We start from the raw sequence: 25925 nt of genomic DNA on the forward strand, positions 1-25925 counted from the left end.
AGTCGCTCCAGATCAACTATCGTGGTAGAAATGTGGTGCCCATGACCACTACCGCCGAAGCATCACGTTCGCTTCTGCTCGATCCGGCGTTTATGGCCAGGCTTGATCAGCTCGACATCATGTCGCGCAAGATCCTTGCCGGGAAGCTGAAGGGCGAGAGGCGGAGCAAACGCCGCGGGCAGAGCGTAGAGTTTGCCGACTACCGCAACTACGTCGTCGGGGACGATCTGCGCTTCATCGACTGGAACGTGTACGCGCGGCTGGACCGGCTGTTCCTCAAGCTCTTCTTGGAAGAAGAAGACCTGGCGCTGTACGTGCTGGTGGACATGAGCAAGAGCTGCGACTATGGCGAGCCGAACAAGGCGCGGTACATCAAGCAGGTGGCGGCGGCGCTGGGGTACATCGGGCTGGTGAATTACAACCGCGTGGTGGTTGCCGCGATGGCCGAGGGCATCACCGCCGAGACCGGCGCCCTGCGTGGCCGGCGGCGGGTGGCGCAATTGATCGACTTCATCGACAGGCTCCAGCCGCAGGGCGCGTCACACTTTGCCAGCGCCTGCAAGCGATTCGCCCTGGCGCATCGGCAGAAGGGGGTGTGCGTTGTGCTCAGCGATTTCTTCGACAAGGGCGGCTACGAGAACGGCCTGCGCTACGTCGCCGGCGGAAAGTACGACCTGTTCTGCGTGCAAATCCTCTCGCCTCAGGAGATCGATCCGGATCTTCAAGGCGACCTCAAGCTCAAGGACATGGAAGACGCCGACACCGCCGAAGTCAGCATCACCCAGCCGCTGCTCAAACAATACAAGGCCAATCTCAATGCCTATTGCCTGTCGCTGAAGGAGTATGTAACCCGCCGGGGCGGAACGTATCTTTTCACCAGCACGGCCGTGCCGTTTGATACGCTGGTGTTGAATTACCTCCGTGAGCGCGGGCTGCTGGGATAGGGAAGGCGTCGATGACGAGTATTCAATCAGGGATCCGCGCACGCAGCTTCAGTACCGAATCGAGGCGTAGCCCATGAGTTGGCTTCCCCGCTTCCTGAATATCTGGCCGGCCGTTGTTGCGGCTGCGGTTGCCATCCCGGCGCTGCTGGTGCTCTATTTCCTCAAGCTCAAGCGACGCGAGCTGCCGGTCTCCTCAACGCTGCTGTGGAAAAAAGCGATCCAGGACCTCCAGGTTAACGCGCCGTTCCAGCGGCTGCGCAAAAACCTGCTGCTTCTGCTGCAACTGCTGCTGCTGATCCTGCTCCTGCTGGCGCTGGCTCGGCCGATCACCTTCTTCACTCCCGGAGCAGGGAAAAACACCGTTATCCTCATCGACCGCTCGGCGTCGATGCAGGCCGCCGACGTCGATGGCAGGACGCGCCTTGACGAGGCCAAGCGCCGCGCCAAGGCGGTTGTCGAATCCATGTCCCGCGGGGGCAACGCGATGGTCATCGCCTTCGATGACCGCGCCGAAGCCGTGCAGCGATGGACCAGCGACACTGTCGCACTCAAGAACGCCATCGACTCCATCAAACCCACGGATCGAAAGTCGCGGCTGAAACAGGCGTATCAACTGGCCGAGGCGCAGGTCAATTTCAACCCCGAGCAGCTTCGCGCCAACGTCGAGCCGCCGGATGTGTTTCTCTTCTCCGACGGCCGCGTGCTGGATGAATCCGAGCTGAGCATCAAGGGCAACGTGATCTACGAGCAGGTCGGCACCGAGCAGGCTGGCAACATCGCGATCGTGTCACTCAGCGCCCGGCGGAACTATGAGCGCCCGACCGAAGTGCAGGTCTTTGCGCGGTTCGCCAACTACGGCCCGGAGCCGGTCAACGCGGATGTGGAGCTGTGGGTTTCGCCGATCGACCCGGCCAATCCTTCGACCGATTCGTTTCAGAACCGCGGCGCCGCGGTCGTCAAGCTCGTTCCCGAACGCTGGGACGAGCAGAAACGCACCGAAATGGAAAACCAGGGCGTGGTTGCCAAGGACAGCGTCGAGTTTACGCTCGAATTGACGACGGCGGCGGTGATCCGGGTCGAGCAGAAGCTCAAGGCCGGTGACATGCTGCCCGCCGACGATGCCGCCCAGGTCGTCCTCCCGCCCCCGAAGATGCTGTCGGTGCTGCTGGTCAGCGACGGCAACTATTACCTGGAGCGGGCGATCCACAGCCTGAATCTGAAGGATCCGGCGATCGTTGCGCCCGGGCAGTACGAGGCGAAGATCCCCACTGACTACGACGTGATCATCTTCGACCGCTACTCGCCGAAACAGTTGCCGCCGTCGGGCAATTTCCTCTACTTTGGTAGTCTGGGGCCGGATCTCAAGCTCAAGCCGGTGACGGAAAACAACGTGCCGGTGATGCTCAGCGAAGTGGGTGTGCTGGACTGGAACCGCGACCACCCGATCCTGCGGCATCTTTCGCTGAACAGGCTCTACGCCGCCGAGGCAATCAAGCTCGACGTACCGGTCGAATCGGAGGTGCTGATCGAGGGGACCAAGGGGCCGCTGGTGGTGCTGCATCGTGAGGGGCGAAGCATGCATCTGGTGGTGGCGTTCGATGTGATGCAGAGCAACTGGCCGCTGCGCGTCAGCTTCCCGATGTTCCTGTACAACTCGCTTCAGTTCATGGCGCTGGGGGCGGAGATGAACGTGCGGCAGTCGCTGGAGCCAGGCGCCACGCCTCGCATCCCGCGGGCCAATCTTCAGCGGGTCGATGCGAACCTCAAGACGATCCGCCTGAACGGCCCGGGCGTGTCGCGCGAGCTGGGTATTCCCGACAGCGGGGACTTTGCGCTGCCGCCGCTGGATCACGTCGGCGTGTATCGCCTGGATCCGATCATCCCGCAGTTCGAGCGCATAGCGGTGAACCTGCTGGATGAGAACGAGAGCAATCTGCTGCCGGTGAGTGGCCGGGCGCCCGGCAACATCGGCCAGGCCATCGCCTCGACGGGTGGGAAGTCCAGACTGGAGCTGTGGTGGTGGCTGGTGGCGTTCGGCGCGATCCCTTTGTTGCTGCTGGAGTGGTGGGTGTACACGCGCAGGGTGCATCTGTAGGGCAGGGATCTGCTGTCAGGTTGCCGCGCGGGGGTTGCGGTCGCGTATCGTCTCGATCACCGCAGCAGCCACCAGCCCGCAGCCAGAATCAGCGATTGCACAACGACGATCACGGTGACGGTGGGCAGCCAGTTGAAGGACTTTGAAGCATGGCTTGCCTGGCGGATGGCTGGCGGCCCGGCGGGCTGGAAGCGATGTTGCACCATCGCGATCACGAGGTTGGCGTCGAAGGGGCGGATGCCAAAGTGCCTGGCCCGTCGCAGCAGCTTCTGTCGCTGTGAAAAGCTGAGGATACCCTCGGAATCAAGGGCGGATTCGACTTCGTCGGCGAAGGCGACAAAGGCGGGGATGTCGGCCCACAGCGGGGGCGTGCGCCCGCGCCGGGCCGGCGCCACGCCGCCTGGTGGAAACGGCCAGTCCTGGCTTCCGGAGATTCGATTCGACGGGGCGATCACGCTGAGCAGAAGTGTAACCTCTGCCGGGCCGGCGCGTTGGGGAATTGAATGATCGCGACAGGGCACATCAGCCGTGTCGCTGTCGTACCGCGCCGCCGGTAGCGGTTATGCCGGATCTTCCGGTAGACTCCCACGCCTCAGGCCAATGACCAGGAACTGGAAACGAATGATCTGGACTGCGGTGGCGACACTGTTATGCGGGGTCGGCGCAGTCGCCTTGGCCGGATGGATCATGGTCCGCGGCACGCCCGAGTGGTACCGGCCCGGATCGCTGACTGCCGAGCAGCGCGAGGAGCTTGCGCAGCGTGCGGAGCGCAAGCTGGTGGGAGTGCAGAACGAGGTGGCCCGCGCCCGCGCCGCCGAATACGCCGCCCAGCATCACAACAGCACCCGGCCCGCCACCTCCGCCGGCCAGCCATTCGTCATCTCCTTCACCGACGACGAAATCAACGCATTCTTCGACAAGTGGTCGGTGTGGCAGAACGTCAAGCAGAGCTACTCGAAGTTTCTGACCGATCCACGGATCGTGCTGCGCGAGGGGCGAATGATTCTGGCGGGGCGATTGAACGACGTGGATGCGATCGCGAGCCTGCACTTTGAGCCGCGGATCACACCGGATGGACGGCTGGATCTGCGGCTGGTGCGCGTGCTTGCCGGCAAGCTGCCGCTGCCCGCAGGGGTCTTGGACAAATATCGTGATCGCTCGTCTCGTGCCCTGATGCAGCGGATGTCCCGCTGGCGGCAGAACGCGTCGATCGACTCCACCGGCATCGCCAACGCCAACGCCATCTCCGCGGCCATGGGGCAGGTTTTGATCGACGTGCTGCACAATCGCCCGGCAGATGCGGTGCTGTTCCTGCCGGTGATTGACCACGGCAGCATCCCCGTCAGGCTGATCGATGTGCGAATCGAGGACAATTCCATCACCCTGACGGCCGACCCCATGAACGCTGCGGAGCGTGGGCGGCTGCTTCAGTCGATCCGCACGGGATCACCGCTGGCCGCGGGCGGGGGTTGATGAACTGGCGTTGGCGCGTGGGCAGGCACGGAACGTGACGCAAGGGCTGTGTGTGTCCGCCACGGCGCGGGCTGTGAGCGGATGCAGCGCAAGTGCTGCCGGTGGCCGGGCAGGTCTTGCGCGGACTCGTGCACCGCGGGCCGGCGGTTGCCGCGCGAGATGACCGAGCAGCTCCGCACGATCTGACGCGAAAATACCCGAAAAAACAGGGCGAAACGCGATGCGACGGAGGCGCTGGGCCGGGTCTGCGGCCGGGAGCTGTCGCTGTGGCACGGGGCTTGTAATCAGAGGCGGTGCGACGCCGCGCCGCCTGCCGGTGGCGCCATCGGGCGTCGGTGCTGAATCGGGTCTGGGACGGACCACGGGCCGGCACCAACCGTGACGGATGATGGAGAGAACCAGAGGTTCATGGATGAACTCGAACGGGCGGCGGATGAGGCTGAGCACCGCGGCTTGCCGCCAATACAGCCTCCTGAAAATCGGCGGAGCCGATTCGGGCCGGATCACGGAGGATCCCACCCCGCCGCCCTTGCCGCGCCCACTCGCATACACCGAGCACGGGCGCCGTCTCGCCGATGAAGGAGAGGTCGCATGATTTACGGCCTGTACCTCTCGGCCACGGGCGTCCTGACCAGTTCGTATCGGCAGGACGTCATTGCCAACAACCTGGCCAACGCTCAGACCGTTGGCTTCAAACGATCGCTGGCGATCCTGCAGCAAAGACGCACCGAGGCGCAGCAGCGCGGCCTGCCGCCAGGCAGGTCCAATCAGTTGCTGGAAGGCATCGGTGGCGGGACGCTGCTGTCGCCGACACACGTCGATCACTCGCGCGGACAGCTCGAACAGACCAACAACAACCTGGACGTGGCGATCCACGGCCAGGGGTACTTCGCCGTGCGGGATGCTTCCGGCACCACCGGCCTGACCCGCAACGGACAGTTCCTGATCGACCGGGAAGGGTATCTGGTGCTTAATGACGACCGAGGCGGGCGACGTGTGCTGGATGCGCAGGGCCAGCCCATCGTGCTGGCCGGCCTGCCGCAGTCGCAGATTCACATCGCGCGGGACGGCGCGATCTCGGCTAACGGGCAGATCGTCGCGCGACTGAGGCTGTTTCATGTCCCGGATCCACAGCAGCTTGTGCAGCGCGGCGGAACGCTGCTGCACTACGCCGGCGGCGACGTGAGCAAACTGCCACAGGCTGATGCTCAGCTCGAATCCGGCTTTGTCGAAGGATCCAATGTCGATCCGATGATCGAGCTGACACAACTGATCAACGCTCACCGGCAGCTCGAGGCCAATGCCAATATGATCCGGTATCAGGATCAGACATTGGCAAAGCTGGTCAATGAAGTGGGCAAGATCGGATGACGGTCGTGATAACCACTATGGAGTGAATAGCCGCTGCGATGCAAATCCGCGATGTGGTTCATGAAGTTTGCAATGGGTTGTAGCAGTTATGGCGATTCAGGCACTTAATTCGGCGGCGACCGGACTTCGCGCGCTTTCAACGGCGATTGATGTCACGGCGAACAATCTTGCCAACGCCGAGACCACGGCGTTCAAGCGCAGCCGCGTCAACTTCGAAGACCTGATGTACGTGACGCTGAGGCAGCCCGGTGCCCAGAACTCCAATGGAGACATCACCCCGACGGGAATCTTCGTGGGGCTGGGCGTGAAGGTCAGCAACACCACCATCGATACCGAGCAGGGACCGATCGAAAACACCAACGGCCCGCTGGACGTGGCGATCCAGGGCAACGGATTCTTCAAGGTCTCCACGATCGATTCGATCGGCAATGGCCGGGCGTACACTCGCGCCGGGAACTTTGTGCTGAACAATGAGGGCGATCTGGTGCTGAACATAGGCGATGGGTATCGGGTCGATCCTCCGATCAATATCCCGCCGGGCAGCACCGAGATCAGCATCGGCCTGGACGGGCGAGTGAGTTATCTGCGTCCGGGTGCGACGACCCGCACGGAGGCCGGACAGTTGGAGCTTGCGCAGTTTACCAATCCGCAGGGCCTGAAGTTGATTGGCGGGAGCCTCTACATCGAAACCGAGGCGTCCGGTCCGCCGATCGAGTCTATTCCGGGTGAGAACGGGGCTGGACAGACACTCCAGGGATATCTGGAGGGCAGCAACGTTGATCCGGTAAAGGAACTGATCAGTCTGATCAAAACCCAGCGTGCGTTCGAGCTGAACAGTCAGTCTATACAGACGGCAGATCAGGCACTACAGACGATTGGGAACCTCAGGAGGTTCTGAGCATAAGGTATGAATGATGATGAACATCGGGTGCTCTTAATTGTTCGTCGCTCATTCTTGTGCCCTGATCGTTCGCGTGCGACAAGGAGGTCGCGATGATGTATCCGAATGGCCGGCCGCTGGGCAGGAAGCAGACGGTCCGGCTGGTGGTGTGCCTGACGATTCTGGCGTGGGCGACGCAGACGCTGCTGAAACAGTGGGGGTACGGCGCGGAGGTTGATGTCGCCGCGACGGATCCGGTTGAGAGCTTCGTGGCGCCGGCGGCGGGATCGGGGCTGCCGATCGGCGGCGGCACGCTGGAGATCCGATCCGAAGCCACGGTGGTCGGGCCGGAGGTGCGGCTGAAGCAGATCTGTCGCTGGTCCGAGCAGCAGCAGGCGTTTTTCGAGCCGATGGGGGAATTGGTGCTGGCGAGGCTGGGGCCGGAGGTGCCGTTCAAAACAATCTCGGTTCGCGAGATCCAGGGGATTCTGCGGGACGCGGGGGTGAATCTGGCGGCGATCAACTTCGCGGGGGCGACAAGCTGCACAGTGGCCCGCGCGGATGTCGAGTACGACCAGACCGAGGCTCTGCGACAGTGGATTCACGCCAGGGAAGCGGCCGCCGCGACGCAGCCGCAGGCGGATGATCAAACGCCGGTGGCGGCGCGCGCGGAGCGTGACCAGCCCGGTCCGTCATCGGCATCATCCAGCCAGGAGCCGGTCCAGACGCTGCGCGAATCGCTGATTGCTGACCTTGCGCGGCGACTGAATCTGTCGCCTGAATCGCTCCAGGTGGACTTTAAACCGCAGGACGAGAAGCTGCTGGCGATTTCAAAGCCGCTGTTCCGGTTTGAAATCGAGCCACTCCGTGCTCGCTCGCTGGGCAATGTGGCGTGGAACGTGACGATTCCCGCCGACGGCGGCGAGCCGCCGCGGACGGTTACGGTGACGGCGCAGGCGCGGGCATGGCAGAAGCAGCTCGTGGTCGCCAAACCGATCGCCGCCAGACAGGTGATTCGCGCCGAAGATCTGGTGGAACGCCGGGCACTGGTGGATCAGATCGAACCGGAAGCGCCGCTGTGCGCCGATCAGGTTGTGGGGCAGCAGGCCGCCAGGGAACTGAAGCCAGGGACCGTCCTGACAGCGCGGATGATCGATCCGGTGGAGCTGGCCAAGCCGGGACAGCTCATCACGGTCTCTTTGGATCAGGGGACGGTTCGGATCAAGACGGTGGCGCGTGCGATGGAAGGTGGCAGCTACGGGCAGACGATCCGGGTGAAGAACGAGACGACGCGGGAAGTGTTTCAGGTGGTGCTGACCGGCCCGCAGACGGCGACGATGAACCTGGCGTCGCCGATCGCATCGGCAGGTGATCGGAACTGACCGGCGTGACAGGTACAAACGCCTCTTTTACTGATGGCAGGGAAGCTACATGCTGCGACGGATATGCGTGCTGGGTTTGATCGCGACTTGCGGTTTGGCGCAGGCTCAGACTCAGTCCCAGCCGCGTCCGCAACCGAAGGCTCCATCGCAGCAGCCGCAGCCGGCTCAGGATTCTGCCGAAGCGATGCGTCGGGCCGGTGGATCGCTGCTGCGCGCCTCGGTGGCGGCGGCGCAGGATGCGAATCAGGCCCGGCTCGCGGACGTCAGTTTTTTCGCGGTGCCCGAGCAGCAGCCGCGGACGATTCGCAAGCATGATCTGATCACGATCATCGTCCGCGAGGAAAGCGAATACAAGTCTGAAGGCTCGACAGACCTGAAAAAGGAGGCGTCGATCGAGGCGCAGCTTGAGGAGTTCATCAGGCTGAAGCTGCGGAACATGGAGGTCGAGGGCGGCGCGATCGGCTCGACGCCGCCGGCGATCAAGGCCGACGCCAAGCGCGACTTCAAGGGCGAGGCGACGGTGGACCGCAGCGACCGTTTCGTGATGCGGGTGACGGCGGAAGTGATCGACGTGAAGCCTAACGGGAACCTGGTGCTCCAGGCACGGCAGCGGATCAAGACCGACGAGGAAGAGCAGATGTTCATTCTTTCCGGGGTGTGCCGTGCGGAGGATGTCACTCCCGACAATACTGTGCTGAGCACGCAGATGTTCGACAAGGAGCTGACCAAGACACACAAGGGAGCGGTGCGTGACACGACCAAACGCGGCTGGTTGCCGAAATTATTGGACGCGATCAACCCGTTCTAACCGATACAAGAGCAGGCAGCGGGCAGCAGGCAGCGGGGGGTGAAACAGCTCCTGGACATGCTGGCGGCTGCGGGCTGCCTGCTGGCAGCTTTCGAGGGCGGAGCCCTATGCGACGACGAGCTGGATGGATCGTGATTGGACTGCTGTGCCTGGCGAGCCGCGCCAGCGCCGTGAAGGTCGCGGACATCACGCGGATCGACGGACAGCGGACCAACGTGCTGACCGGCTTCGGGCTGGTCTATGGGCTGAAGGGGACGGGCGACGGGGGGGATTTCCTGCCTGCAATCCGTCCTCTGGCGGCGATGCTGAGCAAGTTCGCCGACAGCGCCACCATCGCGGAGCTGAATGATGTGAAGAACGTGGCGGTGGTGAGCCTGACGGCGACGGTGCCGAGCAACGGCGTGCGGGATGGGGACCGGATCGACGTTTACGTGACGAGCCTGGGGGCCGCGTCGAGCCTCAAGGGCGGTCGATTGTTTGTCACGCCGATGCAGGGGCCGGTGCCGGGCAGCGGGATCTTCGCGCTGGCCGAGGGCCCGATCGTGCTGGAGGATCCGAGCACACCCACGGTGGGGGTCGTCAAGGGCGGGTGCGTAATGGAGGCCGATCTTCCCGCCAAGTACATCGAGAATGACCGTTTCACGCTGATTCTGGACGATCCGGCGGCCAGTTGGACGACCGCTTCGACGATCGCCAAGATCATCAATGATGCGGGGGACGCGGATGAGGGGGAGGTGCTGGCGGTTGCGGTGGATCCGAAGAACGTGGTGGTGACGATCCCCAAAAGCGAACGCCAGCGTCCCGACAGCTTCATCAGCCGGGTACAGCGTCTGCCGGTGCCGATGCTGCCAACCGAGGCGCGCGTCACGATCAATGATCGCACGGGGACGATCATCATGACCGGGGATGTGGAGATCAGCCCGGTGGTCATCAGCCACAAGGGGCTGACGATCACGACGATCAACCCGCCGCCGCTGCCCACGCCGCGCTCGCCGGTGATCTCGAGCAAGGACGTGGTGGCCATAGACACGACGAACACAGGCGGCGCCAAGCTTCAGGACCTTGTCAATGCCTTGGATCAGCTCAAGGTTCCGGCGGCGGACCGGATCGCGATCGTCAAGGAACTGCACAAGACCGGGAAGCTGCACGCGAAGCTGATTGTTGAGTGAGCGGAAGTGGTATCACGAGCGTCCCGCTCGTGCGAGCGGCTCAGCACGGGCCGGACGCGCGTGAGACAGGAACATGAACCAGGTTTCCACACAACACGATCAGCTTGTCCACGCCGCTCGGGTGTGGGTGGCGCAAACGTTCTTCGGGCAGATGCTCAGGCAGATGCGCAACAGCCCGTTCAAGAGCGAGTTGCTGGAGGGAGGGCGCGGGGGGCAGGCGTTCGCCAACCAGCTCGACCAGAAGCTGGCCGAGCGGATGGCCGGCAGCAAAGCGGCGGATCGCATCGTCAACAGCATCGTCAGGCGGATCGAAGGTCGGGGCAGGATTCAGCACAGGTCAAAACCGAATGTCGCGGCAACTGATCGAGCAGCTTGAAGGGGTGCTGCAACTGCTGATCGACGAGCACAGGCGGATGCTGGGGCACGTCGAGTCGCAGCAGGCGGCGATGCGCGAACTGAAGGTGCAGGCCGTGGAAGACGCGACGCACCGCCAGGAAGCCAGCCGCATGAGGATCGCATCGCTGGAGACACGGCGGCGGATGCTCGTGCAGCAGATCGCCAGGCTCAACCGGCTCGATCCGCAGCACACGACTCTGGCGCAGATCGCGGAATTGTCCGGGCAGGGCGGCCAGCGGTTGCTTGAGCTTCGCGACGAACTGAAAGGGCTGATCAAACAGATCGCCGACCGCACGCACATTGCCGGGCGGCTGGCATCGGCGGTGCTGGGGCATCTGAATACGGCGATGCGGCTGTTCGCGGATGCGGTCGGACAGGCCGGAACGTACACCAAGCACGGCACCCCGCGCGTGCCGGGACGGATCGGAGTGATGGAAGCAGTCGGATGATCGAGTGATCAGTGGCCGGTGGTCAGTGCCGACCACGAGCGGCCACCGACGACTGATCACTGACCACTGACCACTGGCCACTATGTCATTAATCGGCGCGCTCAATATCGGCAAGACTGCACTGGCGGTGACGCAGGCGCAGATCCAGACGACCGGCAACAACATCTCGAATGCCGGCAACGCCGACTATACGCGCCAGGTTGCCCGCGCCACGCCCAACAAGGATCTTCTGGCCGGGCCGGGAATCTTCCTGGGCACCGGGATCAACCTGCAATCGGTGCAGCGGCAGATCGACGAGGCGCTGGAGGGGCGGATTCGCGGCAGCGTCTCCGACGACGAATCGGCCAACGTGATGCAGCAGTGGCTGGGACGCATCGAGTCGTTGTTCAACGAGCTGAGCGACCAGGACCTGTCAACCCAGCTCAGCACGTTCTTCAACAGTTGGTCAAACCTTGCGAACAAGCCGCAGGACATTGGCCTGCGGCAGGTGGTCATCCAGAACGGCTCGAATTTGGCGCAGTCGTTCAAGGATCTGCGGGCGCAGCTCGGGTCGCTTCAAAGCGACGTGGATCAGCGGACCGAGGCGCTGGTGAACAACGCCAACGCGCTGGCCGATCAGATCGCGCAGCTCAACGCGCAGATCATCCAGGCCGAGGGCGGCTCGGGCGGCACGGCCAATGCGCTTCGGGATCAGCGCGACGCCGTGCTCAAGCAGCTTGCCGAACTGATCGACATCAAGACGGTGCTCCAGGACAACGGCGTGATGGATGTGTACGTCGGTTCCGAGCCGCTGGTCACCGGCGACATCAACCGCGGCGTGGGGATGCGCAGGCAGAGTGTGGATGGCGAGCTCGAGACAGCGGTGATCTTCAGGCAGAGCGACGGGGCGATGAAGCTGTCGGCCGGACAGCTTGGGGCGCTGGGGCAGGTCCGCAGCACCATCGGCGAGGTGCTGGACCAGGTCGATTCGCTGGCGGCGAGCCTGATTTTCGAGCTGAACCGGATTCACTCCTCCGGGCAGGGGCTGGAAGGGATGACGACGGTTGTCGCGGACAACATCGTCGAGGATACGAGCGCGGCGCTGAACAGCCAGGCCGCGGGGCTGAAATTCACGGCGACAACCGGCAGCTTTGTGGTTCACGTGCGCAACAGGATCACCGGGCTGAGCAGCAGCACGCTGATTCAGGTGGATCTGGACGGACTGAACGGAAACGACACGACGCTTCAATCGCTGCAGGCGGACCTGGACGCGATCGGCAACATCTCGGCGTCAATCAGCGGCGGGAGGCTGTCGATCTCGGCCGACAGCTCGGATGTGCAAATCAGTTTCTCGCAGGACAGCAGCGGGGTCTTGGCGGCGCTGGGAATCAACAGCTTCTTCAGCGGATCCGATGCAGGCAACATCGCGGTGAACCAGACGATCGCCGCCAAGCCCGCGCTGCTGGCGGCGGCGCAGAACGGTGAGCGTGGCGACAACCAGACGGCGCTGGCGATCGCGGGGCTGGAATCGCAGGGGCTTTCATCGCTGGGCGGGGCGAGCATCAAACAGAATTACGAGGCGATGGTGAACGGCATCGCCACCAGCGCCGCCGCCGCCAGAACCAGTGCCGAAGCCACCGCCACGATTCGCCAGACGCTTGCGGCGCAGCGCGAGGCGCTCAGCGGTGTGAGCCTGGACGAGGAAGCGGTGAACCTGATGAAGCAGCAGCGTGCCTTTCAGGGCGCCGCCAAGCTCATCAGCGCGGTCAACGAGCTGATGCAGACGCTGCTGAACATGGCGTGACATTCAGGCTTGCGGTAGCAGATCATGGCCATCCTTCCGCTTCAACTTGCACGGGTGAGCAACCAGCTTCGCATCAGCGTGGCGAATTCCACCATTTCGCGCACGCAGTCGCAGTTGTTGCGGGTACAGAACGAGCTTTCAACGGGCAAGAAGCTCAGTGTGCCCAGCGACAATCCGGGCGATGCCGCCATCGCTCAGCAGATTCGCAAGCTGCTGGAACAGCGTCAGGCGTATGCACAGAACCTCACGCGCGCCGGCTCGCACCTGGGTGAGGTTGACTCAAGTTTGGGCGAGTTGAGCGAGCTGCTGCGTCAGGCACAGACGATCGCGTCGGCGAACGTCGGTTCGGACGTGACCCCCGAGCAGCGCCAGAATGCCGCCACTATCGTTGATGCGCTGTATCGCCAGTTGCTTGCGGTGGGCAACCGGCAGTTCGACGGCGTGTATCTTTTCGGAGGGGATCGCTCGACCGATCCGCCGTTTGTCGAGGTGGGCGGCGGGGTGCGGTTCGTCGGATCATCCCGGGTGCTGAGCAATACCTTTGACGAAGGATCGATTCTGCCGTTCATGGTGGATGGCGAGCAGGTGTTCGGCGCGCTGTCGTCGCGCGTGGAAGGGACGGCGGACCTGGGGCCGAGCCTGACGCTGAACACGCGACTGCGTGATCTGCGCGGCGCCGGCGGGCAGGGCGTGCGGACGGGATCGATCAGGATCGGCAACGGCTCGACCACGGCGATCGTGGACCTGTCGCAGGCGGACACGATCGGCGATGTGATCAATGCGATCAACGCGGCGGGCGTGGGGACGATCACGGCGTCGCTGTCGCCGGACGGAATGGGGCTTGAGCTCAGTGGCGGGGGCACGGACGACATCACAGTGACGGAGGTCGGCGGGGGGACGACCGCCAGCGACCTGGGAATCCTCCAGCCGATCGGCGCCGGGGCGGGCGTTGCCCTGGTCGGCTCCAGCGTGCAGGCACGCGTGACGGAGCTGACGCCGCTGGCGAACCTGCGCGGCGGCGCGGGGATCGACACGGCCGGTGGAATGATCATCACCAACGGCCTGATCTCCAGCTCGATCGATCTGAGCGGCGCGACGACGGTTCAGGATCTGCTCAACGCGATCAATGGCTCGGGAGCCAACGTGCGTGCCGAGATCAACGCCGCGGGGACTGGCATCAACATCTACAATCCCACCCAGGGCACGCGAATGACCATTGCCGAGAACGGCGGCACGACTGCCACCGACCTGGGCGTGCGAAGCTTCGGGCCGGACTCGAAACTTGCGGAGCTGAACCTCGGGCAGGGTGTTCGCGGCGTGCAGGGCAACGACATCCGGATCACCGATTCGGCCGGCGTGAGTTTTGAGCTGGACATTGATGGTCTTCAGACGGTTCAGGACGTGCTGGACGCGATCAACCTGGCGGCGACGGGGGCGGGGGCGGGCGTGACGGCGAGCTTTGCGACGGTCGGGAACGGAATCGTGCTGACGGACACGGCCGGCGGCGGGGGGGCGCTGACGGTCACGCCTGTAAACTTTTCCCAGGCCGCCGAAGACCTGGGGCTGACAGTTGCCGCTTCGGGCGGGGTGATCAGCGGCAGCGACGTGCATCCGGTGGAGCCGGGGGGAATCTTCTCAAATCTGATTCTGCTGCGCGATGCGCTGCGAAGCAGCGACGCGGCGGGGATCACCCGTGCGGCCGAGGCGCTACAGGCGGATTACGATCGCGTGGTGCAGATCCGCGGGCAGACGGGCGCGCGGATACAGGAGATCGAATCCCGCCAACAGCGGCTGGCGGACCAGAACCTGGCGACGCAGGCGTTGCTGTCGAGCCTGGAGGACACGGATTTCGCCGAGGCCGTTTCGCGCTTTCAGACGTTGCAGACGGCGCTTCAGGCGAGCTTGCAGACCAGCGCGCGGATTCTGGATCTGTCGCTGCTGGACTTTCTGCGTTGAGGCCGGAGCGCGGCACGGGAATTGCTTTGAGTTACAGCAGCGTGTATTGCAAGTGGAGAAAAGGCATTCATCATGCCATCGCGCAGCAGAATTTGCCGGGATGCGCGAGAGTTGCCGCGGAGAGACAGGGCGGGGCGGCGGCAGGGGCGGAGAACGAGGCGTCGCTGGAGCGGCGCACGGGCGCGGGTGTGGACCGGATCGGAGTGTCCGGCTGACGCGCGGGGCTGAGATGCCGGAGTGGACAGATGCCTGTGGGGCGCTGATGCCCGAAGGAATCGGGCGATCGGCGCGCGGGATGCGAGGGCCGGGACGCAACGGGCGGAGCCCGGGCGGATCGGCGCCGAGCTGAAGGTTGTGCCCCCGCGATGGATCGCGGGGCGGCGGGCGGTCGTGCAGCGGCCGCCCCGGACCGTCGCGAGCGCAGCGGATGCCGGCGCTGAAGTAAGCCTGGCGGCGATCGCGCGGTGGTCAGTCCAGAAATGGAGTTCGCGCAGATGGAGATCGAGACGACGCGATTCGGGCGGCTGGAGGTGGATGATGATCGGATCATCACCCTGCCGCGCGGGCTGCTGGGGTTTCCCAACCACACCCGCTACGCCCTGATCCAGACCGGCCAGGAGAACTATTTCTTCTGGCTTCAGTCGGTGGACGAACCCGGGCTGGCGTTTGTGGTGACGGACCCGAGCATTTTCTTCCGAGACTACGAGGTGCCGCTGCGTGAGGAGACGCTGGCGGAGCTGGAGTTGACCGACCCTGCGATGGCGCAGGTGTTTGTGATCTGCAACAAGGTGGAGGAGTGGCTGACGGGCAACCTGCTGGGTCCGATTGTAGTGAATGCACAAAACAGGCAGGGCGCGCAGGTGGTATTGACGGACAAGAAGTGGACGACGCGGCAGCCGTTGCTCAGGCTCCAGATGGAGGTTCCGCTGGCCAAATCTGCCTGAAAAGCGGGCAGTTTTGGCGGTTTCGGCAGCGCAAGTCCTCTTGCGTGCCGCCGCCGGGCAGTTTGCGGGGGCCGGCGGACCGTCGCCAGGCGGTGGTTATCGGCACGTGGGGCAGCGCTGGATTCAGCGGACCGGCGCCGCGTGGGCTATAATAGTGCAAGCCCACCGGTGCGCCGCGACGAGGATGCGTCGCGGATTGTGGTGGGCCGAGTCTTGATCGAGCCTTCAGCCGTAAATGAAAGCTCAGGCTCAAGTCGCCGGCCCCTTACCCAGGAAGGAGCCAACGTATGCTCGTACTGTCCCGTCAACGCGACGAGACGATCATGATCGGGGACGATATCGAGGTGACCGTGGTCGATATTCGAGGAGACAAGGTCCGCCTCGGGATCAACGCCCCCAAAGAGATCAGCGTCCATCGCAAGGAAGTTTATGACGCCATCCGGCGCGAGAACCGCGCCGCGGCACAAGTCAAACCCGAGGATCTTTCGGGTCTGGGAAAGATCGGATCGCGTGGTCCGCAGCAGGCGCAGCCACCGCAGCAGGCGCATTCCCCTCAGGACGCGCCGACGCAGCCGCAGGCGCCGCAGTCGGGGCCGGCAAGAGAAGACAAGAAGTAGAGGACTTCGGATCGGCGATCGGGCAAGCGCAACGGACTTGATCCTGGATCAGCAGTTGCGGACTGACCGTCGTCGCTCCGGCCCGGTTCCACGGATCGGAACCTGCCATCCCGAGCCACAGGCTCGGTAACAGCCATAAGCAATCATGGAGGATTGAAATGGCCCGCATCAACACGAACGTCGCGTCGCTGACGGCCCAGCGTGGGCTGGCCAAGACGCATCGGACGCTGAACGACACGTTGCAGCGATTGAGCACGGGGCTGCGGATCAACCGCGGAGCCGACGACCCGGCGGGGTTGATCGCCTCCGAAGGACTGCGCAGCGAAATCAGCGGCATCAACCAGGCGATCGACAACTCGCAGCGCGCCAGCAACGTGATCGCCACCGCCGAAGGCGCCTTGCAGGAAGTGGCGGCGCTGCTGCTGAACATCAAGGACCTGGTGGTGGAGGCCGCCAACGTCGGGGCGCTCAGCCCCGAGGAGATCGCCGCCAACCAGCTCCAGATCGACTCGGCCGTCGAGAGCATCACCCGCATCAGCAACACCACGACCTTCGCCGGGTTGAAGCTGCTGAACGGGAACCTGGACTACCTGACCAGCGGCGTGGCGACCAGCGCGATCAAGGCGCTGCACATCAGCCAGGCGAACTTCGGCACGACCGGCGAGCCGATCCCGGTGCAGATCGAGGTGATCACCAGCGCCGAGCCGGCAGTGATCCAGTTCCGCGCCAGCGCGGTCAGCGGCGGATCGGTGACGCTGGAGATCACCGGCAACGAAGGGGTGGACGTGCTGACCTTCACCAGCGGCACGACCGCCAGCGCCATCGCCTTTGCCGTCAACCGCATTACCGACAGCACCGGCGTACGCGCCGAGCTGATCAACAGCGCCAACGCCGCCTCCGGAATCGCCTTCGTCTCCAGCGGATACGGATCCAAGAGCTTCGTATCGGTCCGTGCCCAGAGCGGGAGCTTCACCACCGTCGATTCCGACGGCAACTCCAAGACACGCACTGTCGGCGTGGATGCGGTGGCGACGATCAACGGTGCGCTGACCGTCGGCGACGGGCTGAACATCAAGCTCAACAGCGCCGCGCTGGACATCGAGCTGACCCTGGACGAGCAGTTCGGCATCGGCTCGACCAGCTTCGCGATCACCGGCGGCGGGGCGCTGTTCCAGCTCGGGCCGCAGGTCAGCACCAACCAGCAGGTGAACATCGGGATCCAGTCGGTTGCGGCGAGCAAGCTGGGGGATGAGGACGTCGGCTTCCTGAACGATATCGTGACGGGTGGACCGGCGACGCTGGTGGGTCGCAATGCGGCGCAGGCCAGCAAGATCGTCGAGCGTGCGATTCGTGAGGTGGCGGTGCTGCGCGGACGTCTGGGGGCGTTCGAGAAGAACACGCTTCAGACGAACATCAATTCGCTGAGCATCGCGTTGGAGAACGTGACCGCCAGCGAGAGCAGCATCCGCGACGCCGACTTTGCCGCCGAAACCGCGGCGCTGACCCGCGCCCAGATCCTCACGCAGGCGGGCACGTCGGTGCTGGCCACCGCCAACGCCACGCCGCAGACCGTGCTGTCGCTGCTCGGCGGGTAGGGCGCGTCGCCAGTCCAGATGGGTTTGACTTGAGCAGTGCTCAGCGGGCCGGGAGCCACACCGTGGAGTCCCGGCCCGTATCCTTGCGCCCCAGGGGCTTACCCGACATTCCTGTGTCACGTGCGTCCCGCACGTGCGATGGCCGCTCGCACAGTCGGGACGGCCGCGACACACGCTGGCGTGCTCCTGCGCAGGCTCAAGACGTATTCGTTGCACAGTCCCGCTGGGTTGCCGGAGCCGCGTGCACGCGCGATTCTTACAGAATTGACGATTTTCGTTGACGGATCACCAGCGTCTGGTTACGAAGAGTTGCGTCTCAAGGTGGGCCACCGCACGTCTTTGGCTTTGTCGCGGCGGCAGGACTATGGGTAGCACAAGAGGTTCAAGTCGCGGCGGCGTTGGCCGCCCGGCGTTTCGGGGGTGTGCGATGCGATGGATTGGCGCGTCACCTCGTGTTGTACTGGGCTGGGCGATAGCCGCAACGCTGATCGCCGCAGTTGTCCGGGCCGGCGATGCTCCGGAGGCCAAAACAAGTGTCTGCGAGCAAGCCCAGACGTTGCTGGGGATTCCCAACCAGGGGGAACAGTTGCTGGGGGCGCTGGCGGACCTTTGGCCGACACTGCCGAAAGCGGAGTCGGACGGGCCCTTCTTCTACACCGTCCAGATGACTGGGGAACAGATGGAGCGCGTGGCTCGTGTGGTTCACGCGGGCGTTCGACCCAACCTGATACGCGATGAATTATGGTCGGCGTATCCAGCGAACAGTTTTCCGGCCAGTCCGGCGCAGGTGCAGAAGAGGAATCGCGTGTACGGTCCGCACGGAGCAGACTATTTGGCCGTTGCTTATTCGCTCTGGAGGGAAGCTGTGCGAGTGGTGGATTCGGATCCTGCAAAGGCCCAGCGTCTTGCGCGGACGGCAGCGGTGCTGTGTATTCAGCCCGGCGACGCTACCAGCTCAGCAATGGCCTTAGACCTGGTCCGCGAGCCACAAAGTCATCGGGTTTTGGGGTTGAGCGAACCGCAGCATCGAGCCCTGATGGAGTTGGCGAGAAGTCGCTATTGTAACTCGGGCGAGTACCACCAGTGGACGTTGGGGCTGAGCAAAGCCATCGATGAGCTGATCGCCGCGCCCGCTGGATCGAAACTGGATCGCTCGCGGCTTGAGTCCGCTTTGGACCATTTCCGGGCCATCTGGATCTCGTCGGGTGAGGCCATTCAGGATCGCTGGGCAAACGCCGGTTACCTCTGGCGACTGGTCTGCCTGGCGCGCGCGGAAGGGGATGCAGAAGCTTTGGCGCTGATTCGCAACAAGCTTGACGAGTTGGACGGGCAGAGCCACGACCCCAATTCGCGGCGATGGCTGAAGGAAATCATGACCCTGCCCGGCGGGCGGCCCAGCCCGATCGGCCTGGGCAAGGTGCCGACACTTTCGGAGTGTAAGCCTCCATCGCCCTGAATCCTGGTGGGCTGAGTTCATGAGCACTCTGAGCATCACGGGAGACTCTCGTGCTTCGTTATTCCGTGGATACCGGGTCTTGGCCTGTTGCTTGATCGCGGCTCTGTTGCTACATGCCGGACTCATGAAGTTCTTCGCATTGCTTGACGGAAGAGCCGCCGCCGACACCATCTTCGGCGCGTTGTCTCGCGATCACCCGGCGCTCGGATGGACCATCGTTGGTTTGGAGATGGCCGTGGGAGGAGCATTGCTGTTACCGCAGGCGGGCACGTCGGTGCTGGCCACCGCCAACGCCACGCCGCAGACCGTGCTGTCGCTGCTCGGCGCGTAGTCTGGCGGGCCGAGTCATCGTCGTAGCCAGAGAGCTTCTTGGCGGGCCGGGAGCCACACCGTGGAGTCCCGGCCTGTACTGTTCGCCGACAGAAGGTCTTCCAGGATTTTTCTTGACTGATCACCCGACGCTCAGATATGGTCGGGTGCTGCATCACGGCTCAAGACACCTCAAGACACCTCAAGACCAGGAGGTTGTATGTCGCGTAGGGGATTGGGGCTATTGGCAGCGGCAGTCGTATTGACGTTCTGCGGCTCCTACCTTTTGGCTGGGGGCGGCGGGCCAGGCGAGGGAACTTGGCGATGCAAGTATCTGCGCGGTTTCGAAGTCTGCTGCGGTGACATTTGCGACCCGGCGGCTCCGCCGCCGACGTCATGTCCCGCAGAGATCGAATGCCCCAATGGTCTGGCACAGTTGGACCAGGCGCATCCGTGTACCTGCTGGCTGGGTTAGGAGAACCGAGCCCTAGCGGTCAGCAACGGGGCGACACTTCATTCTCGGTGATCCTGTCCATGCCGCGGGGTGCCTCATGCGGGCGAATCGGCTATTGTGCAGCTTGATTCTCGTGTCGGTCTTGGCGATGCGGGTTCTGGCAAGCGAACCCGCGGCAACAGACGGCCCGGCGGTGAATCCCAGTGTCTGCGAACAAGCCCAGACGTTGCTGGGGATTCCCAACCAGGGGGAACAGTTGCTGGGGGCGCTGGCAGACCTTTGGCCGACACTTCCGAAGGCGGAGTCGGACGGGCCCTTCTTCGAAACCGTCAGGATGGATCCGGGGCAAATGGAGCGTATGGCCCGCGTCGTTTACGCAGGTGTTCGGCCCAACCTGATACGCGATGAGTTCTGGTCGGCCTATCCAGCGAACAGCTTTCCTGCTGATCCGGTGCAGGTGCAAAAGGTGAAGCAGTTGACTGGTCCGAACGGAGAGTATCCGGCCGTTGCTTATTCGCTCTGGAAGGAAGCTGTGCGAGTGGTGGATTCGGATCCTGCAAAGGCGCAGCGGCTTGCGCGAACTGCGATGGTGCTGTGCATTCAGCAGGGCGACGCCCGCATGTCAGAGATGACCATCCATTTGGCCCGCCAACCGCAGAGCCATCGGGTTCTGGGGTTGAGCGAGCAGCAGCATCGGGCATTACTGGGGTTGGCCGAGAGTCGCAGCTATGTCTCAAACGAATACGACCAGCACACGCGGGCGCTGACCAAAGCCATCGATGAGCTGATCGCCGCGCCCGCTGGATCGAAACTGGATCGCTCGCGGGTTGAGTCTGCTCTGCGGGACTTTGAGGCCATCTGGATATGGTCGGGGGAGCGAATCCAAAACCGTTGGGCAAACGCCGGGTACCTCTGGCGACTGGTCTGCTTGGCGCGCGCGGAGGGGGATGCAGAAGCTCTGGCGCTGATTCGCAACAAGCTTGACGAGTTGGACGGGCAGAGCCACGACCCCAATTCGCGGCGGTGGTTGAAAGAAATCATGACCCTGCCCGGCGGGCGGCCCAGCCCGATCGGCCTGGGCAAGACCCCGACGCTGGCGGAGTGCAAACCTCCTTCGCCTTGACTACTGGGGGCTGACGCGATGAGCGTCCTGGGGATTGGACGACAATCTCGTGCATCGCTGCTGCGTGGATACCGCATTCTGGCCTGTTGCCTGGTTGCGGCTCTTTTTGTTCATGCCGGACTCATGAAGTTCTTCGCGTTGTCTGACGGCGCAGTCACTTCCGACACGATCTTCGGTGCCTTCTGGTTCAAACACCCATCGCTGGCATGGATGCTGGTTGGCTTTGAGATGGCTGTGGGGGTGGCACTGCTATTGCCGCGGGGGCGTGCGATCGCCGCGGTGGCAGCGATCATTGCGTTGACCGGTTTCAGCGGCGTCATCCTTCGCGAACTGGGTCGCACTGAGCCTCGGGGATGTGGGTGCCTGGCAGGTTATTCGTCCACACACTCGGGGGATCCGAATGCGGTACGAGGGGAGCTGGCCGCTTCTCTGGTGCGCAATATGGCGGGGCTGGGCTTGGCGCTCACGCTCGTACTCGATCGCAACTCCGGCGCGAGGGTGCACCGGCGGATTGGGCCGCTCGGCGCAGGTTCGTTCTCGGCGTCCGCGGAGGGCTGAAGTATGCTCCCTCGTACCCAAGGATCAATGCGATTGTGGCACAGAAGGTTGCGTTGCACGGTCGCTGGAGCATTCTCGCTGCCGGAGTTGCTCGTCGTGATCGGTATCGTCGCCGTGTTGATCGGGATTGCGCTCCCGGTTGTTTATCGTGTCCGACAGTACGCGATCCGATCGCAGTGTGCCTCCAACATGCGTCAGATCGGGGTGGCTTTGTCAACGTACGCGGCAGAGCAGGGCGGTTGGACGCCGCGCTACGGACTGTACGCCCATGAGCGCACGCCCGCGCATCCGATCTGGATCGTCGCGGTGGCGCCGCTGCTGAATGCTCCCAAAGGATTTGGATGGGATGATCTGCCGAGGATGGCGGTGCTTCAGTGTCCCTCGCACCCGACGGAGAAAATCCCAACGGCTTACGTATTGAACGCCTTCGCGTTTGAAACGCAGCCGGAGTGGACCGGCTCGCCGCCGGTGCAGATCGGAAAAGTCCGCAACCCTGCCGCAGTGGCGTGGCTGTTAGAAGCCTCGGACCGTTTCGGGCCGAGCAAGTATGGGCCGTACGATGCGATCTTTTTCGAGCCGTATCACGTGGTGCGGGCACCCGATCAGCTTGGGCAGCGGCTGAGCTGGCAACGGCACGTGCGGCGAACGAGTAACGTCATGTTCGCCGACGGTCACGTCCAGACGGTGAACGCTCCGTTGCCGCTGGAGCGATTCGACGACGGCATCCGCAACCGATAACGCCCCAGTCGCCAGTCTCGACGATCATCCGCAATGCGGCGTTTTACCATGCCGCTTTCCTGCGGGCAGCCTATCGGACCTGGCCTGCGCGGCACAGGAGCCATTCGGCCTGGGGAAGTTGTGAGCGGCAATCCATTCTCGCCGGTCAACGCGGCTTTTCCGGTTATGAGGATCTAAAGTGCCCCCTGATCGGGGTCGATGTGAGCGGTGACGTCGCCGAAGATGGTGGCCGTCACCGAAACTGTCGCCGTCACTGTCAGGGAGAGACATCTCTATGAGCCGGATCAACACCAACGTCAGCTCGCTGATTGCCCAGCGCGTGCTCACCGCCAACAACAATGCACTGAACCGCAGTTTGGAACGGTTGAGCACCGGTCTGAAGATCAACAAGGGCGCCGACAACCCCGCAGGGCTGATCGCCAGCGAAAACCTCCGCGCTGAAAAGGCGGGGATCAGTCAGGCGATCGACAATGCCGGGCGAGCCAGCAACATCATCGGAACCGCCGAAGGCGGCTTGTCCGAGGTCAGCTCGCTGCTGACCGAGCTTCAGAGCCTGGTATCGCAGGCGGCCAACAGCGGCGGGCTGAGCAGCGAGGAGATCGCCGCCAACCAGCTTCAGGTCGATTCGATCCTGAACACGATCAACCGGATCGCGCAGAGCACGGCGTTCCAGGGCAAGAAGCTGCTGAACGGCAACTACGACTACACGACCAGCGGCGTGAACAGCACCAGCTTCGACAACGTGCGAATCAATGCCGCGCGGATTCCCGACGGTGGAACGGTGAATGTGGTGGTCGAGGTCACGACCAGCGCCCAGACCGGCCAGATTCTCTACAGTGGCGGGACGCTGACGGACAACGTGACGATCGAGGTGGCGGGCAACACCGGCACCGAGCAGCTCAGCTTCAGCTCGGGCACGACGGTCAGCTCGATTGCCGCCGCCATCAATGCGGTGACCACCGCCACTGGCGTCAGCGCTACGGTCAGCGGCGCGGATCTGGTGTTGAACAGCACCGAATACGGTTCGGCGCAGTTCGTCAGCCTCAAGACCATCGCCGGCACGTTCACTCCCAACACGACCAAGGATTTTGGCCGCGATGCTTCCGTCACCATCAACGGCGCCGAGGCCCAGGCCAGCGGATTGGCGATCAGCTTCCGCTCCAGCAACCTGGACATCGAGTTCGACTTGGATCCGAGCTTCAACCTGCCCGGCACCGACAGCTTTACCATCACCGGTGGCGGGGCGACGTTCGCACTGGGCGCCAAGGTGACTGAGACCGACAAGGCGTCGATTGGCATCGCGTCGGTCTCGACGGCCAGCCTGGGCGACAGCATCAACGGATACCTGTCGGCGCTGGCCAGCGGCGGGGCAGCATCGCTGTCCAGCGGCAACCTGGCCACGGCACAGAAGATCATCGACAAGTCGATCAAGCAGGTCAGCCAGCTTCGTGGTCGGCTGGGCGCGTTCCAGCGGTTTACGATCGGCTCAACGATCAACGCGTTGGGGATCGCTTTTGAGAACGCCTCTGCCGCCGAAAGCGCCATCCGCGACACCGACTTTGCCGCCGAGACCGCCAACCTCACACGAAACCAGATCCTGGCGCAGGCGGCGACAACGGTGTTGGCGCAGGCCAACGCGGCTCCGCAGGCGGCGCTGAGTCTGCTTCAATAGCGGAGGTCGCACGCCCAAGGGCGAGGATCGCGTTTAGTCCGCAAAACAGCCAGGCAGGACCGGCCCAGCAACGGGTTGGCCCTGCCTGGTTGCGTTTCTGGTCCCGCACCAGTGAGTCGCAAGACCGAATGCCGATGGCGCCGTCAGGTGCGGCGTGATTTCACGCCAGGGCAGACCCGGGTAAGATTCTGCCGCGCGCCAGCGGCGCGCCCATCGCCTTCAGGAGTCTTTGCACATGAGCACACACAATTACCTGGCATTCGATCTGGGCGCGGAAAGCGGCCGGGCCGTGCTTGGAACGCTCGATCCCTCGGGCAGGCTCAGCCTTCAGGAGAAACATCGTTTCGCCAACCCTACCGGCCGCATGCTCGGACATCTGCATTGGAACCTGCTTCAGCAGTGGGAAGAGCTCAAGACCGGGCTGCGGCAGGCGGGAGAGCCGCTGGCGGGGATCGGCGTGGATACCTGGGGAGTTGATTTCGGTCTGGTCGCCGCTGACGGCTCGATCCTCGGATTTCCCTACATGTACCGCGACGATCGCACCGAGGGGATGATGGAGCAGGCCTTTTCGCGTGTGCCCCGAGAGACGATCTTCGAGCACACCGGCATCCAGTTCATGCGATTCAACAGCCTCTTCCAGCTTTTCGCGATGGTGCAGGCTAAATCGCCTCTGCTGGAGGCGACCCAGACGCTGCTGTTCATGCCGGACCTGTTCAACTATCTGTTTACCGGCGTGCGAAAGAGCGAGTTTTCGATCGCGACGACCAGCCAGATGTACGATCCGCGGCAGAAGCGCTGGGCGACGCAGATGCTCCAGCAGCTCGGCATCCCGCCACGCATCCTGCCCGAGATTGTCCCCTCCGGCACGATTCTGGGGCCGATCAGCGGCGATGTGGCCGGGGAGTGCGGCATTCGTACGGAGATTCCCGTGATCGCGCCGGGCTGCCACGACACGGCCAGCGCGGTGGCGGCGGTGCCGGGGCAGGGACAGGACTGGTGCTACATCAGCTCCGGGACATGGTCGCTGATGGGTGTGGAGATCGATCAGCCGATCATCAATGACAAGACGCTTGAATACAACTACACGAACGAGGGGGGCGTGGGCGGGAAGATCCGGCTGCTCAAGAACATCATGGGGCTGTGGCTGGTGCAGGAATGCCGCCGGCAATTCGCCCGCGAAGGCCATGAACACACCTACGCCGAGCTTACCCAGATGGCCGAGGGCGCCGCGGAGTTCGTCGCGATCATCGATCCGGACCACGCGCCGTTTCTTTCGCCCGGGGACATGCCCGGCAAGATCGAGCGTTTCTGCCGTCAGACCAACCAGCCCGTGCCGACGACGCGCGGGCAGTACATCCGCGCGTGTCTGGAGAGCCTGGCGCTGACGTATCGCAGGACCCTGGCGGGTCTGGAGGATATTCTGGGTCGCAAAATCGCAACCATCCACATCGTCGGTGGCGGAAGTCAAAATCAGTTGCTCAATCAGATGACCGCCGACGCGTGCGCAAGGCCGGTGCTGGCCGGGCCGGTCGAGGCCACCGCCATCGGCAATATCCTCGTGCAGGCGATGGCGCGCGGACAGGTCAAATCTCTGACGGAGGCCCGACGCATCGTACAGGCCAGCTTCCCGGTCAGTCGCTACGAGCCGCGAGACACCGCCAAATGGGATCAGGCCTACGCGCGATATTGCCAGATCATCCGGGCCAGGGAACAAGGATGAAGCGGAGGTCCCGAAGGCTCGAAGGTACATGCG

The 25925-nt window shown here is 63.7% G+C and carries 23 protein-coding genes and 1 pseudogene; 23 read left to right on the forward strand and 1 reads right to left on the reverse strand.

What is annotated here, in order from left to right:
• Window positions 1-41: 41 nt before the first annotated feature.
• The gene (locus ACQS5P_RS18570; protein WP_428938112.1) at window positions 42-944 is read left to right on the forward strand and encodes a DUF58 domain-containing protein; all 903 of its coding nucleotides are present in this window, start codon (window positions 42-44) and stop codon (window positions 942-944) included.
• Between the two features lie 73 nt (window positions 945-1017).
• Complete coding sequence (locus tag ACQS5P_RS18575; protein WP_428938113.1) at window positions 1018-3039, forward strand: vWA domain-containing protein; 2022 nt, start codon at window positions 1018-1020, stop codon at window positions 3037-3039.
• Window positions 3040-3095: 56 nt separating this feature from the next.
• Here ACQS5P_RS18575 and ACQS5P_RS18580 read toward each other — a convergent pair whose 3' ends face one another.
• Window positions 3096-3494 carry a hypothetical protein gene (locus ACQS5P_RS18580; protein ID WP_428938114.1) on the reverse strand — a complete coding sequence of 133 codons (399 nt, stop codon included), beginning with the start codon at window positions 3492-3494 and terminating at the stop codon, window positions 3096-3098.
• Window positions 3495-3660: 166 nt separating this feature from the next.
• Between ACQS5P_RS18580 and ACQS5P_RS18585 the strand changes: the two genes are divergently transcribed.
• The 21 genes and pseudogenes from ACQS5P_RS18585 to ACQS5P_RS18685 all read left to right on the forward strand — a co-directional run bounded on the left by ACQS5P_RS18585 (window position 3661) and on the right by ACQS5P_RS18685 (window position 25892).
• Window positions 3661-4512 carry a hypothetical protein gene (locus tag ACQS5P_RS18585; protein WP_428938115.1) on the forward strand — a complete coding sequence of 284 codons (852 nt, stop codon included), beginning with the start codon at window positions 3661-3663 and terminating at the stop codon, window positions 4510-4512.
• 591 nt (window positions 4513-5103) lie between these two features.
• Window positions 5104-5883 (forward strand): flagellar hook-basal body protein, encoded by a 780-nt coding sequence (locus ACQS5P_RS18590; RefSeq protein ID WP_428938116.1) that lies wholly within the window; start codon window positions 5104-5106, stop codon window positions 5881-5883.
• Window positions 5884-5971: 88 nt separating this feature from the next.
• Complete coding sequence (gene flgG, locus ACQS5P_RS18595) at window positions 5972-6781, forward strand: flagellar basal-body rod protein FlgG (RefSeq protein WP_428938117.1); 810 nt, start codon at window positions 5972-5974, stop codon at window positions 6779-6781.
• A 95-nt stretch (window positions 6782-6876) separates the two neighbouring features.
• A complete protein-coding gene (gene flgA, locus ACQS5P_RS18600; RefSeq protein ID WP_428938118.1) occupies window positions 6877-8145 on the forward strand; it encodes a flagellar basal body P-ring formation chaperone FlgA in 1269 nt (422 codons plus the stop codon).
• 49 nt (window positions 8146-8194) lie between these two features.
• Window positions 8195-8953, forward strand: coding sequence for a flagellar basal body L-ring protein FlgH (locus ACQS5P_RS18605; protein ID WP_428938119.1), 759 nt, complete (start codon window positions 8195-8197; stop codon window positions 8951-8953).
• Window positions 8954-9060: 107 nt separating this feature from the next.
• Complete coding sequence (locus tag ACQS5P_RS18610; protein WP_428938120.1) at window positions 9061-10122, forward strand: flagellar basal body P-ring protein FlgI; 1062 nt, start codon at window positions 9061-9063, stop codon at window positions 10120-10122.
• Between the two features lie 73 nt (window positions 10123-10195).
• The gene (locus ACQS5P_RS18615; protein WP_428938121.1) at window positions 10196-10498 is read left to right on the forward strand and encodes a rod-binding protein; all 303 of its coding nucleotides are present in this window, start codon (window positions 10196-10198) and stop codon (window positions 10496-10498) included.
• Window positions 10470-10967: a flagellar export chaperone FlgN gene (flgN, locus tag ACQS5P_RS18620; RefSeq protein WP_428938122.1), complete on the forward strand. Its 498-nt coding sequence runs from the start codon at window positions 10470-10472 to the stop codon at window positions 10965-10967. Before ACQS5P_RS18615 ends, flgN begins: the two co-directional genes overlap by 29 nt.
• An 82-nt stretch (window positions 10968-11049) precedes the next feature.
• A complete protein-coding gene (gene flgK / locus ACQS5P_RS18625) occupies window positions 11050-12750 on the forward strand; it encodes a flagellar hook-associated protein FlgK (protein ID WP_428938123.1) in 1701 nt (566 codons plus the stop codon).
• A gap of 24 nt (window positions 12751-12774) precedes the next feature.
• Window positions 12775-14706: a flagellin gene (locus tag ACQS5P_RS18630; protein ID WP_428938124.1), complete on the forward strand. Its 1932-nt coding sequence runs from the start codon at window positions 12775-12777 to the stop codon at window positions 14704-14706.
• A 464-nt stretch (window positions 14707-15170) separates the two neighbouring features.
• On the forward strand, window positions 15171-15650 hold the full coding sequence (gene fliW, locus ACQS5P_RS18635; RefSeq protein WP_428938125.1) for a flagellar assembly protein FliW: 480 nt from the start codon (window positions 15171-15173) through the stop codon (window positions 15648-15650).
• Window positions 15651-15937: 287 nt separating this feature from the next.
• Window positions 15938-16267: a carbon storage regulator CsrA gene (csrA, locus tag ACQS5P_RS18640; RefSeq protein WP_428938126.1), complete on the forward strand. Its 330-nt coding sequence runs from the start codon at window positions 15938-15940 to the stop codon at window positions 16265-16267.
• Between the two features lie 158 nt (window positions 16268-16425).
• Window positions 16426-17862, forward strand: a complete 1437-nt coding sequence (locus ACQS5P_RS18645; RefSeq protein ID WP_428938127.1) for a flagellin — start codon at window positions 16426-16428, stop codon at window positions 17860-17862.
• A gap of 427 nt (window positions 17863-18289) precedes the next feature.
• A complete protein-coding gene (locus ACQS5P_RS18650; RefSeq protein WP_428938128.1) occupies window positions 18290-19318 on the forward strand; it encodes a hypothetical protein in 1029 nt (342 codons plus the stop codon).
• A gap of 124 nt (window positions 19319-19442) precedes the next feature.
• A complete protein-coding gene (locus tag ACQS5P_RS18655) occupies window positions 19443-19649 on the forward strand; it encodes a hypothetical protein (protein WP_428938129.1) in 207 nt (68 codons plus the stop codon).
• A gap of 580 nt (window positions 19650-20229) precedes the next feature.
• A complete protein-coding gene (locus ACQS5P_RS18660) occupies window positions 20230-21204 on the forward strand; it encodes a hypothetical protein (protein WP_428938130.1) in 975 nt (324 codons plus the stop codon).
• 18 nt (window positions 21205-21222) lie between these two features.
• A complete protein-coding gene (locus tag ACQS5P_RS18665; protein WP_428938131.1) occupies window positions 21223-21762 on the forward strand; it encodes a MauE/DoxX family redox-associated membrane protein in 540 nt (179 codons plus the stop codon).
• A gap of 27 nt (window positions 21763-21789) precedes the next feature.
• Window positions 21790-21891, forward strand: a pseudogene (locus ACQS5P_RS18670) (prepilin-type N-terminal cleavage/methylation domain-containing protein); the annotation flags it as partial.
• Window positions 21892-21951: 60 nt separating this feature from the next.
• Window positions 21952-22500: a hypothetical protein gene (locus tag ACQS5P_RS18675; protein ID WP_428941058.1), complete on the forward strand. Its 549-nt coding sequence runs from the start codon at window positions 21952-21954 to the stop codon at window positions 22498-22500.
• 274 nt (window positions 22501-22774) lie between these two features.
• On the forward strand, window positions 22775-24172 hold the full coding sequence (locus tag ACQS5P_RS18680; protein ID WP_428938132.1) for a flagellin: 1398 nt from the start codon (window positions 22775-22777) through the stop codon (window positions 24170-24172).
• Between the two features lie 235 nt (window positions 24173-24407).
• Window positions 24408-25892: a rhamnulokinase gene (locus tag ACQS5P_RS18685; RefSeq protein ID WP_428938133.1), complete on the forward strand. Its 1485-nt coding sequence runs from the start codon at window positions 24408-24410 to the stop codon at window positions 25890-25892.
• Window positions 25893-25925 lie beyond the last annotated feature (33 nt).

It is taken from the genome of Fontivita pretiosa (genome assembly GCF_050410795.1).
Taxonomy (GTDB): Bacteria; Planctomycetota; Phycisphaerae; order Tepidisphaerales; family Tepidisphaeraceae; genus Fontivita; species Fontivita pretiosa.